Here is a 15,023-nt window from a genome sequence, read left to right on the forward strand (position 1 = left end):
GATTGCTAAATATACTATTTTTTTTCGGAAATTAATTCTAAGAATACACGTTGTAATTCTACAACTTCATCTCCTAATGCTTTCATATCTTTAGTATAACTGGCATTAAAATCAGTATTAATTATTACTTTATCGTTTAACAATCTTTGTTTTTCATGCAAAGAGCGGATGACTTTTTTCAACTTATTCATTTTGCGTTCATGAATCCTTTTGATTCTAATGTTATTAATGAACAAATAAATAGAGGTGAAAATTAAAATTACAAATAATATGATAAAAACAAATTGCATAAAAAAACTATTAACTCAATTACAAAATTGAATTAATAGTGTTCATAAAACAATACGATAAAATACGTATTTAATTTAAAAATTTCTGAAAATCTTGTTTAGTATTGATGGTTTCTCCCTCAATTTCGACTTTCCATTTTAATATTTCAACAAAAGAATACAATTTATACAACTCTTCTTTCAATCTTTTCTTAGCATCTGTTTTCAATGAAGAAGCATTAATTTTTTTAGTCAAATTGGCTCGAGCAATTTTATTAATTTTATTATAATCTTGTCCTTCAAACTCATTGAACGTACTTTCATCAATATTATAGTATTTATAATCCGGACTAATTTTTATTTCTTCTTTTGGGAGATTCGATATTTTTAAGATTTTATGAATAGAATCCACCTCAAATTTCACTTGACTTAAATCAAAGCCAACGGTAACATCAGCATTAATTACTACAATCGCTTTTTTTTCAAACGACAACCAATCGCCAAGATATTTTTTATGATCTTTATAAGTCATCACTTCAGAAAAATGTCCTTCAGTAACTACTAATTTTCCAACATTTTTTATTTGTTGTTGTATTAAAGCCGTATCATATTCAATTGTAGTTGTGTTTTCATCATTTTTTATAAAAAATTTATAAATAAAAAAGCCAACAACAAAAATTAAAAAGCCTTGAATTAACCAAGAAACTAATTTGTTTTGAAGAAACAACCGTTGTAAATTATTAAGTAAAGACATATTTTTTATTTTCTAAAACGAAGATAGTAATTCTTTAGGTACAAAATAAAAAAGGGTTGCAATAAATTGCAACCCTACAATCAAACTAATTGCTTGAATAATTAATTATTCACTTTAATTTTTTCAACTTTTTTTCCTTTGAATGCGAAAATAAATTCTCCGTCAGTTGTAATATCAATACCGCTACCATATTGAGGACTTCCACCCTTTCCTTTCGATTGAACAGAACCTTTAGTTTCACCAGTAGTCATGTCAATTCCATATATGATATTTTTCCCTCCTCTTTGGTCTCTTAAATAATAATTACCTCCAATTTCATAGAAGAAATCTACACCTTTAATTTTATCCGTATTATAGGCTCTTGACCCATCTTTTTTATTGTAAGCAGCCAAACCTTTCTCTGAAAGTACTACCACTTTATCTCCAAAATCAATTACATCGGTTGCTCTTCCCACACCTGCATCGTTGTGTTTTACATCAAACAATTGTTTTCCTGAAGCAATATCGTATCCATAAAACTGGTCACCATCACCAACAAAAACAGATTGTTGACCTTCAATAATTAGATCAGTTATACGTTTGTCAAATTTCTCAGATCTCCAAGAAGTTTGTCCGGTTACATCATCTATAGCTAACACACCATTTTTTTGCGCTTTATAATCCCAATAAATATAAGGAACACGTTCTTTATAAGAACCTCCATACGGACTACTTTTTGTTTCCCATCTGTACTCTTGCACTTGAACTTTTCCACCAATTTGCAGTAGTATTTTTCCGCCTGCACGATATAGATTTGGCATACTGAAAGCACCGGTAATTTTTTCTGACGTCCAAAGTAATTTACCCGAGTTTATATCGTGTTTTTCAACATATTTTGCTCTATCTCTATTGGCAAAAATTACTATATATACAGCATCATCCGTAAAAACGGGATCTGCTATTGTTCTATAATATTTTTTTTCTCTTGTCCCAGCAAAGAAGCCTCCGCCGTCCATATCATTTTCATAGATAGACTCCCATAATTTTGTTCCATTATTGATATTATATACTTGCAAACCATTTAAATACATGTATATTTTATCGCCTTTAATCCACATATCAACAATGGCTCTTCGAGTAACTAGTTCTTTTTCAATAGTTCCCATAAAAGTATTTTCCCAAAGTATTTCTCCATTTTTTGCATTCAATTTAACCAATTGATTTTTAAATCCAGCAAATAATGCACCTAAAGCTGTTGGTTTGAAATTAATCATTACAATTTCGTTTCTTGAAGCATCATAGATGTACTTACCGACTCCTCCTTTAAAACGATTGGTTTCCCATACTTTTTCACCCGTATTAGCTTTTACCAAAATTACAGAAGCTTTTTGCGAAATTAAAAAAGCATCTAATTCTCTAATGTACTTTACTGTTTCAAGTTCGCCTTCATCAGCACCATCTTCGGATTTTGTCCCTTTTGGAATTAAATTTTGATACAACTCAGAATTCCATAATTCCTTACCTGTTGCAATATCAATTACAGCTACTCTATCGGTACCCATTTTTCTTTCATCAAATAAAAATAAATATCCTCCATCATCTTTCCAAATGGTATATTGGTATTCACATTTATTAGTACCATTAGTTGTAATTTTTTTAAAATCACCACTCCAAATTAATTTACCTTCTGCATTTAAAACAGTAGCTGAATTATCATCAGTTCCAATGATATATTTTCCAGAACCATCTGTCAATGCTAATCGGGAAGCTTTATTATCAAATTCTGACTCCCAAACTGTGGCAAAACTGCCAGATTTTTTTTGACCGCCACCTCCTTTTACTTTATCTAATAATTTCCCAAATTGTGCTGTTGCCGGTAATGTCGTTAACAAACTTAAAGACAACATTACCATTGAAGTCATTTTTTTCATAATTAATATTTTTATTCGTTTAGGTTTAAAATGTAATAGTATATCTAATTTTAAATCGTTGTTTTTTCTGTAACTTGAATTTAAATTTATGAGTAAGAATGTATTCCGACATGAAATTGATAAAATCGATATTTGTAACATCACTTTCTACTTTAAAAAAAGTAGCTACTTTACCACTTTGAATTACCCCAATATCAACAACCATTTTACCTTTAATATCAGCATACTTTTTATTTTTCTTTTTTAGAAAATCTTCAGATTGAAACACTTCATCCATTTCTTTAGTAACTAATTCAATAGCTACATCTTCATCTGTTACTACGGGTTTTTGAGCATATGAAATACTAGAAAGAATGAAAAAAATGGAAATACAGATTAACTTTTTCATACTTATTGGATTAACATGCCTGTATCCTTATCCAAACTTAAATTCAAAGCTTCTTTATATAATTTTAAAGACCCTATCAATGATTTTTGTGTAAATCCACCTTCTGTCCAGAAATAGTAGTAATAGGTAATTGTATTTGAAGATTCTGAATAATATACTTTTATTAAGGCAACTTCAGAATTGATTTTATTCACCAAATTCATCACATCTGTTTTATTAGCTCCTGCCTTAATGTTGTAAGTTCCAGAAAGGGTAACAAATCGTTTTTTAGCATCAATATCAAGAAAAATAGTATACGTATCTTTTACTTTAATATACGTATCTTTTACTTCCAACACTTCAATGTAAGCATTATCAAATGTCTCTTTTAAAAATTGAGGTGTTACTTCGTTGGCTGTTACTAATTTCTGTGCATGAGACACAAATGAAGTAAGTAAAAAAGCAATAAAAACAAGGGTTAATTTAATCGTTCTCATAATCTTAATTATAGTTTTAGTTAACAAGACAAAGTTGTAACTATAAGTAAGATTTTGAAATACGTAAAATGTCGTATTTTAAAACTGTAGATGAGAAAGTTTGGTTTTAATCTTTTCTATTTTGACAGTTATTTTATCCAAAAACAACTGGTGTGCTTCTGTAGTTGGATTCAGTGGTCGATGCGATAAACTTTTTTGAATAGCATCTATTTCCTTCATAAATTGGCAAGTTGCAGTTGAAAAACAACACTCTGAAAATCGTTCCCAAACATAATCAATAGCCAATTGATTAGGATGCAACATGTCTTTTTCATAAAAACGATAATCTCTCAATTCATCCATTACTATTTCGTACGAAGGAAAATAAACAACCTTTGTTTCATTAAAATTGAAGGATTGATGCAATGCCGAAAACAGATTTCCTTTACTCACATTGTTCTCAAAAAAACCATCTTTTATATGACGAACAGGAGAAACGGTAAATATAAAATTTACCTTAGGATTAATAGATGAAATTAACGCTACAATTTTTTTTAAACTTACACCATTTTGCTCGGATGAAAGCAGCACTTTTTTGAATTGCTTTTGTGGAACCTTATGACAATTAGCAACCACATTGTTGGTAGTTCTATTTTCATAAACCCACGAAGTCCCAAGTGTTATAAAACAATGTGTAAGTTCAAGAATAGCGTGATGTGTAGTGCTAATTTTTTCATTAAGTTGTTCAAGAAAGATTTCTTTATTTGGATGTGAAAGTTCAGAATGTACCTCAAAACAATGCCATAAATCATTATGATAAAAAAGATCCTTTTCAGTAAAATATAATTTATGTACAACTCTGTTCAGTAACTTTTCTAAAGAAACCACATTAAAAATGATTCCAAAGGGATTAATTTCAGTTTGAAATTTAAAATACTTAAATTTGTTTCCAATATTCTCCGAAAAACAAGAACCTAATAATAAAATCTTCGAATTATAATCGATGGTAAAATTTATATCATTAAGGGGAATTTTGGTTGAAAATTGCATATTTAAAATTTAAAATCGAATTCAAAAATACTAATAATATTCTAAATGAACCTATTATACATTTATCTTAAAAAACATTATAAATTATTAGCCGTTGCTCTATTCATGGCCGCTTTAAACATTTGTTTTAGTTTAAGCGATTCAGTTATTACCGGTAAATTAATGCAAGATTGTGGAGTGGGAATAGCCAAATACAAAGGAAATGAAATTGGTTTTATTAAATCTGTTGGATTTTGGCTTAGTCTCTCTGTTTTAATTGCCATGATTTCAAGAATTACTAAAAATTTTCAAGATTATTTTACCAATATTGTCATTCAACGAACAGGTGCGGCTATGTATACTGATGGTATAAAAAAATCATTAGATTTACCTTTTGCCCAATTTGAGGACCAACGCAGTGGGGAAACATTAAATAAGTTACAAAAAGTTAGAATTGATTCTGAAAAATTAATCAACCTCTCTATTTCACTCGTATTTCAAACGGTTGTTGGTTTCATTTTTGTTTTCATTTATATTGCTCGTATCGATGTTAAAATTGCACTCATTTTTATAGTTACGGCTCCAATAATTGGCTTAGTAAGTTCGTATTTAGGTAAAAAAATAAAAGAAGTTTCCAAAACAATTGTAAGACAAACCAATGCATTAGCAGGTGCCACTACTGAAAGTTTACGCAATATTGAATTGGTTAAAAGTTTAGGCTTAACCCATCAAGAAGAAAACCGATTAAATCTTAATACACTAAAGATACTCAAACTAGAGCTTCAAAAAATTCGTTACATCCGAAGTTTAAGCTTCATCCAAGGGACAACCGTACATTTCATGCGAACTTTAGTAGTTTTCACTTTGTATTATTTTGTATTTCAAGGTAAAATTGTAGTCGGTGATTTATTAACAATGACGTTTTTTACTTTCTTTATTTTCAATCCTTTACAAGAAATGAGTCAATTTATCATTGTGAAAAATGAAACGAAAGTTTCCTTAGACAATTTTAAAAATTTACTTGAAAAAGAATCGGAATACAAACCGTCTAATCCAACTAAGATTGGAACCATTGAAAAATTAAGTTTCAACAATGTAAGTTTCCAACACCAATCTGCTAATTTTAAAGCGGTTGAACATATTTCGTTTGATATTAAAAAAGGTGAAACGGTTGCATTTGTTGGACCGTCTGGATCTGGCAAAACCACCTTAGTAAAATTACTTGTTGGACTTTATAAACCCATCGACGGTACCATTTCTTATAACGATGTAGATGAAAAAGAAGTCGATTTAATTGAATTAAGAAAGCAATTAGGCTTTGTTACTCAAGATGCACAATTATTTTCGGGAACAATTAAAGAAAATTTATTGTTTGTAAAACCCAATGCCACTGACGAAGAGTTGCTTCACGCCTTGGAGCAAGCCAGTTGTCAAAATTTATTAAAACGTGCCGAAAACGGATTAGATACTACAATTGGAGAAGGTGGAATTAAAGTTTCAGGCGGTGAAAAACAACGCCTTTCTATTGCAAGGGCAATTTTAAGACACCCGAATTTATTGATATTTGACGAAGCCACTTCAGCGTTAGATTCCATTACTGAAGAAGCGATCAATGAAACCATTAAATCCATTTCCAATCAAGAACGCATTACCGTTTTAATTGCGCATCGATTATCCACTATCATGCATGCCGATAAAATCTTTGTATTAGAAAAAGGAAACATTATAGAGCAAGGTAAACACCAAGATTTAGTAGACAGCAAAGGCTTGTATTATGCCATGTGGAGACAACAAATTGGAGAACGAAAATAAGTTATGTTAAAAAAGGAATACATCGGTCCAAATGCCGGATTTTCGCAAGTTGTTAAAGTTGAAACAACGGAAACCACTACCCTTTATATTTCGGGTCAAATAGGTACGGGTAGCAACTTAGAAGAACAAAGTATAACAACTTTTAAAAATTTAGAAGCATTACTTCACCAATGTCAGGCAACATTTAAAGATGTGGTTAAAATGAATACGTACATTGTAAATTTCAATCCAGAAATTGATTTACCAATATTTAGAAAAGTACGTGCTTCTTTTTTAGGAGATTCCGACTTCCCTGCTAGTACTCTAGTGGGTGTTCCCGTTTTAGGAAATCGTGAATGGTTAATTGAAATAGAGGCAATTGCTGTATTAAATAAGCAATAAAAAAATCCTGACAGGTTAAAACTTGTCAGGATTGAAATTATATATTTTGAAAATTTACTTCACAAAATCAACAGCTTTTTCCAATGCTTCTTTCACGCCTGCTGAATTTTTACCTCCAGCAGTTGCAAAAAAGGCTTGACCACCACCGCCACCTTGAATGTATTTTCCAAGTTCGCGCACAACTTGACCTGCATTTAAGCCTTTAGCTTCAACTAATTCTTTTGACACATAACAAGTCAACATAGGTTTTTCATCATTCACGGTTGCTAAAACCAAGAATAAATTGTCTTTATTTTGACCTAATTCATACGCTAAATCTTTTGCTCCATTAGCATCTAAATCCACTTGAACAGCTAAGAAATCAACACCATTAATAGTTTGTATTTGAGAAGCCAATTCCCCTTTAAGGTTTTTTGCCTTTTCTTTTATTAATTGCTCAATTTGTTTTTTCAATTTCGCATTATCCTCTTGTAATGAAGCTACTGATTTTATAACATCTTGAGGGTTTTTCAATACTTCTTTAATTTCCGCTAACGTGTTTTCTTGATTTTTATAGAACGCTTTAACAGCATCACCCGTAATCGCTTCAATACGTCGAATTCCTGCTGCAACAGCTCCTTCAGAAATGATTTTGAAATGCCAAATATCCGCGGTATTTTTCACGTGAATTCCACCACAAAGCTCTTTGCTGTCGCCGAATTCAATCATACGAACCGTATCACCATATTTTTCTCCAAATAAAGCCATTGCTCCTTTGTCTAAAGCTTCTTGGATTGGAATATTTCTGTACTCTTGTAATTGTAACTGTGCTTCAATTTGTTGATTCACACGAGCTTCCACTTGACGCAATTCTTCATCAGTAACTTTAGAGAAATGAGAAAAATCGAAACGTAAATAATTCGGATTTACTAATGAACCTTTTTGTTCTACGTGTGTTCCTAAAATACTTCTCAAAGCCAAATGCATTAAATGCGTAGCCGAGTGATTTTTAGAAGTCGAAGTTCTTAAATCGGTATTTACTTTTGCTACAAATCCAGCTTCCACATTCTCAGGAAGTTGTTTAGCGAAGTGAAGAATTAAGTTGTTTTCTTTTTTCGTATCGATAATTTCGATGGTTTCGTTTGCCGAAACTAAGGTTCCTTTATCACCTACTTGTCCACCACCTTCTGGATAAAAAGGAGTTGCATCTAATACAATTTGGAATAAAACCCCATCTTTTTTAGAATCTACTTTTCGAATTCTAGTGATTTTAACGTTGTTTTCCGTTTGGTCATAACCCACGAATATTTCCACGTTTCCATCAATTAGAACTTTCCAGTCATCAGTCGTTACTTCTGAAGCCGCACGAGAACGTGCTTTTTGTTTTTCTAATTCTTTTTCAAATTCAGTTTCATTAAATGAATAGCCTTTTTCTTTTAAAATCAAAGCCGTTAAGTCTTTGGGGAAACCAAAAGTATCGTACAATTCGAATACTTTTTCACCCGAAACTTCTTTTCCTGATGTTTCAGCAACTACTTTATCTAATAATTGTAAACCTTGCTCCAAAGTTCTTAAGAAAGACGCTTCTTCTTCGCGAATTACATTCGTAACCAATTGTTGTTGCGATTTAATCTCAGGGAAAAATTCACCCATTTGATTCGCCAATACCTCAACTAATTGATTGATAAAAGGTTCTTTGGTTCCTAAAAATGTAAATCCATAACGAATGGCACGACGTAAAATACGACGAATTACATAACCCGCACCTGTATTCGAAGGCAACTGACCGTCGGCAATAGCAAACGCCACCGCACGCACGTGGTCTACAATTACACGAATGGCAATGTTGATTTTATTTTGCTCTTCTGAAATATCTTTAACTTCGTTATTGGTGTATTTTAATCCTGTAATTGCTGAAACTTTAGCAATTAGTGGCGTGAAAACATCGGTATCATAATTCGAAGTTACATTTTGCATGGCCATACACAAACGCTCAAATCCCATACCCGTATCCACGTGTTGGGCAGGTAATTTTTCTAATGAACCATCAGCTTTACGGTTGAATTCCATAAATACGTTGTTCCAAATTTCCACAACCTGCGGATGATCAGCATTCACTAATTCTCTTCCTGAAACAGCATTTCTTTCAGCGTCAGTTCTTAAATCGATATGAATTTCCGAACATGGACCACACGGACCTTGGTCGCCCATTTCCCAGAAGTTGTCTTTTTTATTACCTAAGATAATACGGTCTTCTGAAACGTATTGCTTCCAAATATCAAATGCCTCTTGGTCAAACGGAACGTTCTCTGCTGGATTTCCTTCAAAAACCGAAACATACAAACGGTCTTTGTCTAACTTCAATACTTCCGTTAAAAATTCCCAAGCCCAAGCCAAGGCTTCTTTTTTGAAATAATCGCCAAACGACCAGTTTCCTAACATTTCAAACATGGTGTGGTGGTACGTATCAAAACCTACATCTTCTAAATCATTATGCTTTCCTGAAACACGAAGACATTTTTGTGTGTCGGCGATACGTGGACTTTTTGGTGTTCCGTTTCCTAAGAAAAATTCTTTGAACTGCGCCATCCCCGAGTTATTAAACATTAGGGTTGGATCGTCTTTTAAAACAATTGGTGCAGAAGGAACAATTAAGTGGTCCTTACTTTTAAAAAAATCTAAATACGCTTTACGAATGTCTTGTGACTTCATGTTTACTTCATTTATTTGTTTACTAGCTTGAAAAATTCATTCTAGCTTTATGTGATTGAACTACTTTACGTCAAGTATAGCCCTGATGGAAGCGGCACCATGTAGAGCGGACAGCAGGACGACTTGTGAGGAAACCACTAAATATCTGCTCCTAATTTGAAACATTTTTTTAGTTTATCCGTATAATTATTGTTACTTTGTGATAACGAGCACAAAAATAGTAATTTTTAGCAATGGCGAAGGTAAAATATTATTACGATTCAGAAAAATTAGCGTTCAAAAGAATTATCCCTAAAAAGAGAAAAAAATTAGGTATGGCGTTATTGTTTTTGTTATCAGCTGCCTTGTTTGGATTTTTGTGTTTTTTTATACTCGCTAATACTTCGTTCTTTGAGACTCCTAAATCAAAATTACAAGCTAGGGAGCTAGAAACCATGAAATTGAATTACAAATTATTGACCAATAAAGTACAATTAATGGACGAAGCTTTGACGGCTATTGAAGACCGAGACAACAATTTGTATCGGGTGTATTTTAACAGTTCTCCCATAAATGAAGAAGAACGCAGAGCGGGTTTGGGCGGCGTGAATCGGTATAAAGACTTAGAAGGATTTAACAATAGTGATTTAATTATTAATTCCTCTAAAAAAGTAGATGAAATTATGAAGGCTTTAGCTATTCAATCGAACTCACTAGATGATATTACCAAATTAGCGAAGCAAAAGGAAAAATTATTAGCTGCCATTCCGGCCATTCAACCGGTTAAAAACGAAGATTTGCGACAAATGGCCTCTGGATTTGGATACCGAAGTGATCCATTTACCAAAATTAGGAAGTTCCATAAAGGCATGGATTTTTCGGCCAAAACGGGTACACCTATTTATGCAACAGGTGATGGTATAGTTCGAAAAGCTGACGCTTCCTTATCCGGTTACGGCAATCATATTGAAATTACCCATGGATACGGATACATGACCTTATATGCCCATTTGAGTAAATATAAAGTTAGAGCAGGCCAACGTGTAAAACGTGGAGATATCATTGGTTATGTAGGCAGTACCGGCAGAAGTGAAGCGCCTCATTTGCATTATGAAGTGCATAAAAATGGCGAAGTAGTGAATCCATTGAACTTTTACTACGGTTCCATTTCGGCTAAAGAATATGTATTGTTAGCTAAATTAGCAAATCAAGAAAATCAGTCGTTGGATTAATTTTAAGACTGTACAGACAACTCTGTTTTATACATTTTGAAATTAAAAAAATGTAACATTTAAAAAAATAACAAGACTAATAATAACAAATAGATAAGGCAGAACATGCAATTGAATTTACCAGAAAAAAGATATTACAGTATAGGCGAATTAGCAAAAGCTTTTGACGTCAATGCTTCTTTAATTCGATTTTGGGATAAAGAATTTGATGAAATCAATCCGAAAAAGAATGCAAAGGGCGATCGTATGTTTAGACCTGATGATGTGAAAACCTTGCAATTAATTTATCACCTCGTGAAAGAGCGTGGGTTTACACTAGAAGGTGCCAAAGTACATTTGAAAGAAAACAAAAAGAAGAGTTTAGATAAATTTGAAATTATTGCTAAACTTGAAGGAGTAAAAAGGCAATTATTAGATTTAAAGAAAGAGTTATAAATGAAATTTGATATTGTAAAAACCAGCTTTTGGTTAACATTTGCACTTTCTTTAACTGGTGCGCTATTAAAGTTGCAGAAATTAGAATTTTCAGGTGTGTTTATGACCTTAGGCATTCTAGCTTTAATCACTTTTATTGTATCCTGCTTGCTTGAAATAAATGAATCCAAAACTATTGATAGTACCGAAAGGTTTATGTGGACAATAGGCTTTGTCTTCTTTTGGTTCATTACCGCAATAGTCTATATAATAAGTGGAAGAAAACGAATTTTAAAACAAACAAATATAAAAAATTAAAACAACAGAATTATGAGAAAGTATTTACCGATTGCTATTATTTTAGGTTTATTAGCGATTTTATTCTTTTGGTACATCAGCATTAAAAATGGGGCTGTAAGAGTGAATCAAGAAGTAAGTAAAGAATGGGGTAACGTAGAAACTACGTACCAAAGAAGAAATGACTTAATTGGAAATTTAGTAAAAACTGTTCAAGGATCAGCCGATTTTGAAAAATCAACATTAGAAGCGGTTATTAAAGCACGTTCTGAAGCGACTTCGGTAAAAATTGATCCAACCAATATTACTCCAGAACAATTGGCGCAATTTAACCAAGCACAAGGTAACTTAAACAGTTCGCTATCTAGATTATTAGTTACAGTAGAACAATATCCTGATTTAAAAGCAAATCAAAATTTCTTAAAATTACAAGATGAATTAGCCAGTACAGAAAACCAAATTTTAACGGCTCGTACTCGTTTTAATGAATCGGTTCAAAAATACAACAACTATATTTTAGTATTCCCTAATTCAGTGTTTTTAGGTAACTACAAAGAGAAACCATATTTTGATGCAGTAGCTGGCGCTGAAAAACCAGTTGAAGTGAATTTTGATTTTGATAAAGAGAAAAAGTAATGTCAAAAACAGAGGATTTTTTAACCAAAACAGAAGAACAAGAAATTGTTGAAGCTATAGTTAAAGCTGAACAAAACACTTCAGGGGAAATCCGTGTACATATTGAAGAAAACAATTCAAAACCTCCACTCGAAAGAGCTCAGGAGGTTTTTTATGAATTGGGCATGGACGCCACTCAATTTAAAAATGGAGTCTTGTTTTACATTTGTATGCAAACCAGAAGCTTTGCTATAATTGGAGATGAAGGTATTCATAATGTAGTTGAAGATGATTTTTGGGATTGTACTAAAGATGTGGTTATTTCTCAGTTTAAAAGAGGAAAATTTAAACAAGGTTTAGTAGAAGGCATATTACGTGCTGGTGAACGATTAAAAAAACACTTCCCCTATGATGCCGAAACAGATACGAATGAATTGTCAAATGAAATATCTAGAAAATAACATGGAAGTATTTGTATCACGTTTAAAATGGAACTTTTCTTTAGTTCAATTTTTATTTTTATTTTCTACGATACTTTCTTTTGGCCAATTTACCATACCAGAAAAACCTAGTTTTCAAACTTCTGTATATGATTATGCGAAAGTTTTAAGTGCTACTGAAGCCAAACAACTAGAACAAAAGCTAATTAATTATTCAGATAGTACTTCAACCCAAATGGTTTTTATTTCTATTGAAGACTTAAAAGGTGAAGATATTGGAATTTTAGCTCCCAAATGGGGTCACGAATGGGGTATTGGTCAGGAAAAAGAAGACAATGGACTTTTAATTTTACTTTCTAAAAAAGATAGAAAAATTTGGATTGCACCCGGTTATGGTGTAGAAGAAAAATTAACAGCCGGAATTAATGGAGAAATCATCAGAAACATTATAATTCCAGAATTTAAAGCCGGAAGTTATTACAGAGGTTTGGACAAAGGAACGGATGCGATTTTTCAAATTTTAAAAGGTAAATACAAAGGAGAACGAAAAGAAAACGGTCCTGGAATTTTACCCATCCTTTTAATCATTATTTTCATTATCATTTTTATTGTCATATCATCAAAAAACAAAGGGAATGGAAACAGCGGTGGTTTTGGAGGCGGACCTGATTTAGGAGATATTATTATCTTGAGCCGAATGGGTCGTGGCGGCGGATTTGGCAGTGGCGGCTTTGGTGGAGGTTCTTCATCAGGTGGCTTTGGCGGAGGCTTTGGCGGCGGAGGCTTCTCTGGAGGTGGCGCTGGTGGAAGTTGGTAATCTTTCTTTTACACTTGATGGCAACATCCCTTTACTGTATAAATTTAAAAAGGTTTCCAAAAATGGAAGCCTTTTTTATTGGTGTGATTATATAATTCGTTATTACGCTACGGAATTTATTACTTTTGTCATGGATTTTATTTTTCTTCTACAGCATGTATTCATTTATTATTAATACTATACCAATGCTGTATTTTTACCGAAATGATTTCACACCAAATTGGCATGAATATTCTAATGAAATTATACAAAATAAATAATAAATTACTTATATTTTTTTAGAACTAATAACTAAATTAATTGTATATCTTACACTATCAAAAAATAAAATATTTTTTTCATACAATTTTTATATATTTGTTCATTAGACGTAAGTGTTCTTTCATAATCTTATGTTTTCCTATATATTTTATATACAAAAAAGTAAACAAGTTTTAACACATTTATATCCAAACAAAAATGATTCTATTTAATGAAAAGTTAGAAAAAAAAATTTTTTTTATCCTATTACTTTTTCCAACACTTATTAACTCTCAAATAATAGGCTCTAGAAAATTAAATGAAATTAATTTATTATTTTTAAAAGTTGATTTTTCCGCAAAATATACCAAAGCTGAAATTACACATCGAAATGGCACCAAAGAAATTGGATACATTTATGGTTTCATCCAAAATAAAGCTTTAAGTTTCAATTTTAAAAATGCATTTTCATCGAATCCCATTGATGCTTTGAATTTATCAGACAAATCATTTAGTTTTAAAAAAGAACTAGATCAAAAAGAAATCAATCTAACTAGTGATGAAATCATTGAAGTAAAAATTATTGAAGACGGGGTTAATTTCGGTCATTACAAACTTATGGATTTAGCAACTGTAAATTTAGACGGAACGATAAAAGATTTGAAAAAGAAAGCCTGGTTACCATTCTATTCACAAGATATCATCAATGTTTTCTCCTATGACATATATGAAGAAACAGAAGGAGCAAACGGTAATCCATCTGGGCATTTTGAAAAAGTTGCAACTATGATTTATTTGAATAATCCTAAAGATAATTTTGCTATAAATGTCATGGATTATAATTTTACTGATATTTTTAGCAAGACAAAGTTACTTAACAAATGGTCAGGAGGTTTAATTGAAGTTTTCAAAAACTGCCCTGAATTTGTAAAACAAAATGTAATTGAAAAAAATATTTGGAACTTTGATTCGAACTATTTCGATATTGAAGAACTAGAAAAAACAAGAAAGAAAGAGATCAAGAGTAACAAAACAATCAAAAATGATGAAAAAAACATATTGTTAAATAATTTAGATTCTGAAATTCAAATTACTCCTTATTTAAGAATGATAGCAGATTACAAAAAGATGTGTCATTAATTTTTTTGGACATATTGTTTATTTGCTTTCAAATGGGTTTAATCTATTCCTGTAAGTTGAATAATCTAGAATAAACTAAAACACAAAACTTGATGAAAGAACAAATTTCATCAGGTGGAGTTTATCAAGTCATCCGTTATTAGGCATTACATCTAGAACT

At 31.7% G+C, this 15,023-nt stretch carries 16 protein-coding genes; 9 read left to right on the forward strand and 7 right to left on the reverse strand.

Annotated features, from left to right (window positions below):
• Nucleotides 1-14 precede the first annotated feature (14 nt).
• From KQS_RS14430 to KQS_RS10955, 6 genes are all read right to left on the reverse strand, one after another.
• Nucleotides 15-191 carry a hypothetical protein gene (locus KQS_RS14430; RefSeq protein ID WP_157868422.1) on the reverse strand — a complete coding sequence of 59 codons (177 nt, stop codon included), beginning with the start codon at nt 189-191 and terminating at the stop codon, nt 15-17.
• Nucleotides 192-360: 169 nt separating this feature from the next.
• Complete coding sequence (locus KQS_RS10935; protein ID WP_014389248.1) at nt 361-1,023, reverse strand: DUF4230 domain-containing protein; 663 nt, start codon at nt 1,021-1,023, stop codon at nt 361-363.
• A gap of 101 nt (nt 1,024-1,124) precedes the next feature.
• On the reverse strand, nt 1,125-2,933 hold the full coding sequence (locus KQS_RS10940) for an outer membrane protein assembly factor BamB family protein (RefSeq protein WP_014389249.1): 1,809 nt from the start codon (nt 2,931-2,933) through the stop codon (nt 1,125-1,127).
• Nucleotides 2,934-2,958: 25 nt separating this feature from the next.
• Nucleotides 2,959-3,321: a hypothetical protein gene (locus KQS_RS14435; RefSeq protein ID WP_014389250.1), complete on the reverse strand. Its 363-nt coding sequence runs from the start codon at nt 3,319-3,321 to the stop codon at nt 2,959-2,961.
• A 2-nt stretch (nt 3,322-3,323) separates the two neighbouring features.
• On the reverse strand, nt 3,324-3,797 hold the full coding sequence (locus KQS_RS10950; RefSeq protein ID WP_014389251.1) for a YbjN domain-containing protein: 474 nt from the start codon (nt 3,795-3,797) through the stop codon (nt 3,324-3,326).
• A 78-nt stretch (nt 3,798-3,875) separates the two neighbouring features.
• A complete protein-coding gene (locus KQS_RS10955) occupies nt 3,876-4,826 on the reverse strand; it encodes a GSCFA domain-containing protein (RefSeq protein WP_014389252.1) in 951 nt (316 codons plus the stop codon).
• A 45-nt stretch (nt 4,827-4,871) separates the two neighbouring features.
• Between KQS_RS10955 and KQS_RS10960 the strand changes: the two genes are divergently transcribed.
• Together KQS_RS10960 and KQS_RS10965 are read left to right on the forward strand one after the other, a co-directional pair.
• On the forward strand, nt 4,872-6,617 hold the full coding sequence (locus tag KQS_RS10960; protein WP_014389253.1) for an ABC transporter ATP-binding protein: 1,746 nt from the start codon (nt 4,872-4,874) through the stop codon (nt 6,615-6,617).
• 3 nt (nt 6,618-6,620) lie between these two features.
• A complete protein-coding gene (locus KQS_RS10965) occupies nt 6,621-6,998 on the forward strand; it encodes a RidA family protein (RefSeq protein ID WP_014389254.1) in 378 nt (125 codons plus the stop codon).
• A 54-nt stretch (nt 6,999-7,052) separates the two neighbouring features.
• On the opposite strand, the gene alaS is transcribed toward KQS_RS10965, so the two are convergent.
• Nucleotides 7,053-9,689 (reverse strand): alanine--tRNA ligase, encoded by a 2,637-nt coding sequence (gene alaS / locus KQS_RS10970; protein ID WP_014389255.1) that lies wholly within the window; start codon nt 9,687-9,689, stop codon nt 7,053-7,055.
• Nucleotides 9,690-9,922: 233 nt separating this feature from the next.
• Here alaS and KQS_RS10975 point away from each other — a divergent pair, with 233 nt between their 5' ends.
• The 7 genes from KQS_RS10975 to KQS_RS11005 all read left to right on the forward strand — a co-directional run bounded on the left by KQS_RS10975 (nt 9,923) and on the right by KQS_RS11005 (nt 14,863).
• Nucleotides 9,923-10,900 (forward strand): M23 family metallopeptidase, encoded by a 978-nt coding sequence (locus KQS_RS10975; protein WP_014389256.1) that lies wholly within the window; start codon nt 9,923-9,925, stop codon nt 10,898-10,900.
• Between the two features lie 105 nt (nt 10,901-11,005).
• Nucleotides 11,006-11,335 carry a MerR family transcriptional regulator gene (locus KQS_RS10980; RefSeq protein ID WP_014389257.1) on the forward strand — a complete coding sequence of 110 codons (330 nt, stop codon included), beginning with the start codon at nt 11,006-11,008 and terminating at the stop codon, nt 11,333-11,335.
• The gene (locus KQS_RS10985; protein ID WP_014389258.1) at nt 11,336-11,632 is read left to right on the forward strand and encodes a PLDc N-terminal domain-containing protein; all 297 of its coding nucleotides are present in this window, start codon (nt 11,336-11,338) and stop codon (nt 11,630-11,632) included. It abuts the gene before it with no gap.
• A gap of 12 nt (nt 11,633-11,644) precedes the next feature.
• Nucleotides 11,645-12,247, forward strand: a complete 603-nt coding sequence (locus tag KQS_RS10990) for a LemA family protein (protein WP_014389259.1) — start codon at nt 11,645-11,647, stop codon at nt 12,245-12,247.
• Complete coding sequence (locus tag KQS_RS10995; protein WP_014389260.1) at nt 12,247-12,687, forward strand: TPM domain-containing protein; 441 nt, start codon at nt 12,247-12,249, stop codon at nt 12,685-12,687. Before KQS_RS10990 ends, KQS_RS10995 begins: the two co-directional genes overlap by 1 nt.
• Nucleotides 12,668-13,483 carry a TPM domain-containing protein gene (locus KQS_RS11000; protein ID WP_242400763.1) on the forward strand — a complete coding sequence of 272 codons (816 nt, stop codon included), beginning with the start codon at nt 12,668-12,670 and terminating at the stop codon, nt 13,481-13,483. The genes KQS_RS10995 and KQS_RS11000 overlap by 20 nt, the downstream gene beginning before the upstream one ends.
• Before the next feature lie 459 nt (nt 13,484-13,942).
• Nucleotides 13,943-14,863: a YfdX family protein gene (locus KQS_RS11005; RefSeq protein WP_014389262.1), complete on the forward strand. Its 921-nt coding sequence runs from the start codon at nt 13,943-13,945 to the stop codon at nt 14,861-14,863.
• The last annotated feature ends 160 nt before the right edge of the window (nt 14,864-15,023 follow it).

Origin of the sequence: Flavobacterium indicum GPTSA100-9 = DSM 17447, from assembly GCF_000455605.1 — a bacterium.
Classification (GTDB): Bacteria; Bacteroidota; Bacteroidia; order Flavobacteriales; family Flavobacteriaceae; genus Flavobacterium; species Flavobacterium indicum.

Coding starts and splice junctions, on each gene's coding strand:
- KQS_RS14430 (WP_157868422.1), bottom strand. CDS start 191: ATGAATAAGTTGAAAAAAGTCATCCGCTCTTTGCATGAAAAACAAAGA.
- KQS_RS10935 (WP_014389248.1), bottom strand. CDS start 1,023: ATGTCTTTACTTAATAATTTACAACGGTTGTTTCTTCAAAACAAATTA.
- KQS_RS10940 (WP_014389249.1), bottom strand. CDS start 2,933: ATGAAAAAAATGACTTCAATGGTAATGTTGTCTTTAAGTTTGTTAACG.
- KQS_RS14435 (WP_014389250.1), bottom strand. CDS start 3,321: ATGAAAAAGTTAATCTGTATTTCCATTTTTTTCATTCTTTCTAGTATT.
- KQS_RS10950 (WP_014389251.1), bottom strand. CDS start 3,797: ATGAGAACGATTAAATTAACCCTTGTTTTTATTGCTTTTTTACTTACT.
- KQS_RS10955 (WP_014389252.1), bottom strand. CDS start 4,826: ATGCAATTTTCAACCAAAATTCCCCTTAATGATATAAATTTTACCATC.
- KQS_RS10960 (WP_014389253.1), top strand. CDS start 4,872: ATGAACCTATTATACATTTATCTTAAAAAACATTATAAATTATTAGCC.
- KQS_RS10965 (WP_014389254.1), top strand. CDS start 6,621: ATGTTAAAAAAGGAATACATCGGTCCAAATGCCGGATTTTCGCAAGTT.
- alaS (WP_014389255.1), bottom strand. CDS start 9,689: ATGAAGTCACAAGACATTCGTAAAGCGTATTTAGATTTTTTTAAAAGT.
- KQS_RS10975 (WP_014389256.1), top strand. CDS start 9,923: ATGGCGAAGGTAAAATATTATTACGATTCAGAAAAATTAGCGTTCAAA.
- KQS_RS10980 (WP_014389257.1), top strand. CDS start 11,006: ATGCAATTGAATTTACCAGAAAAAAGATATTACAGTATAGGCGAATTA.
- KQS_RS10985 (WP_014389258.1), top strand. CDS start 11,336: ATGAAATTTGATATTGTAAAAACCAGCTTTTGGTTAACATTTGCACTT.
- KQS_RS10990 (WP_014389259.1), top strand. CDS start 11,645: ATGAGAAAGTATTTACCGATTGCTATTATTTTAGGTTTATTAGCGATT.
- KQS_RS10995 (WP_014389260.1), top strand. CDS start 12,247: ATGTCAAAAACAGAGGATTTTTTAACCAAAACAGAAGAACAAGAAATT.
- KQS_RS11000 (WP_242400763.1), top strand. CDS start 12,668: ATGAAATATCTAGAAAATAACATGGAAGTATTTGTATCACGTTTAAAA.
- KQS_RS11005 (WP_014389262.1), top strand. CDS start 13,943: ATGATTCTATTTAATGAAAAGTTAGAAAAAAAAATTTTTTTTATCCTA.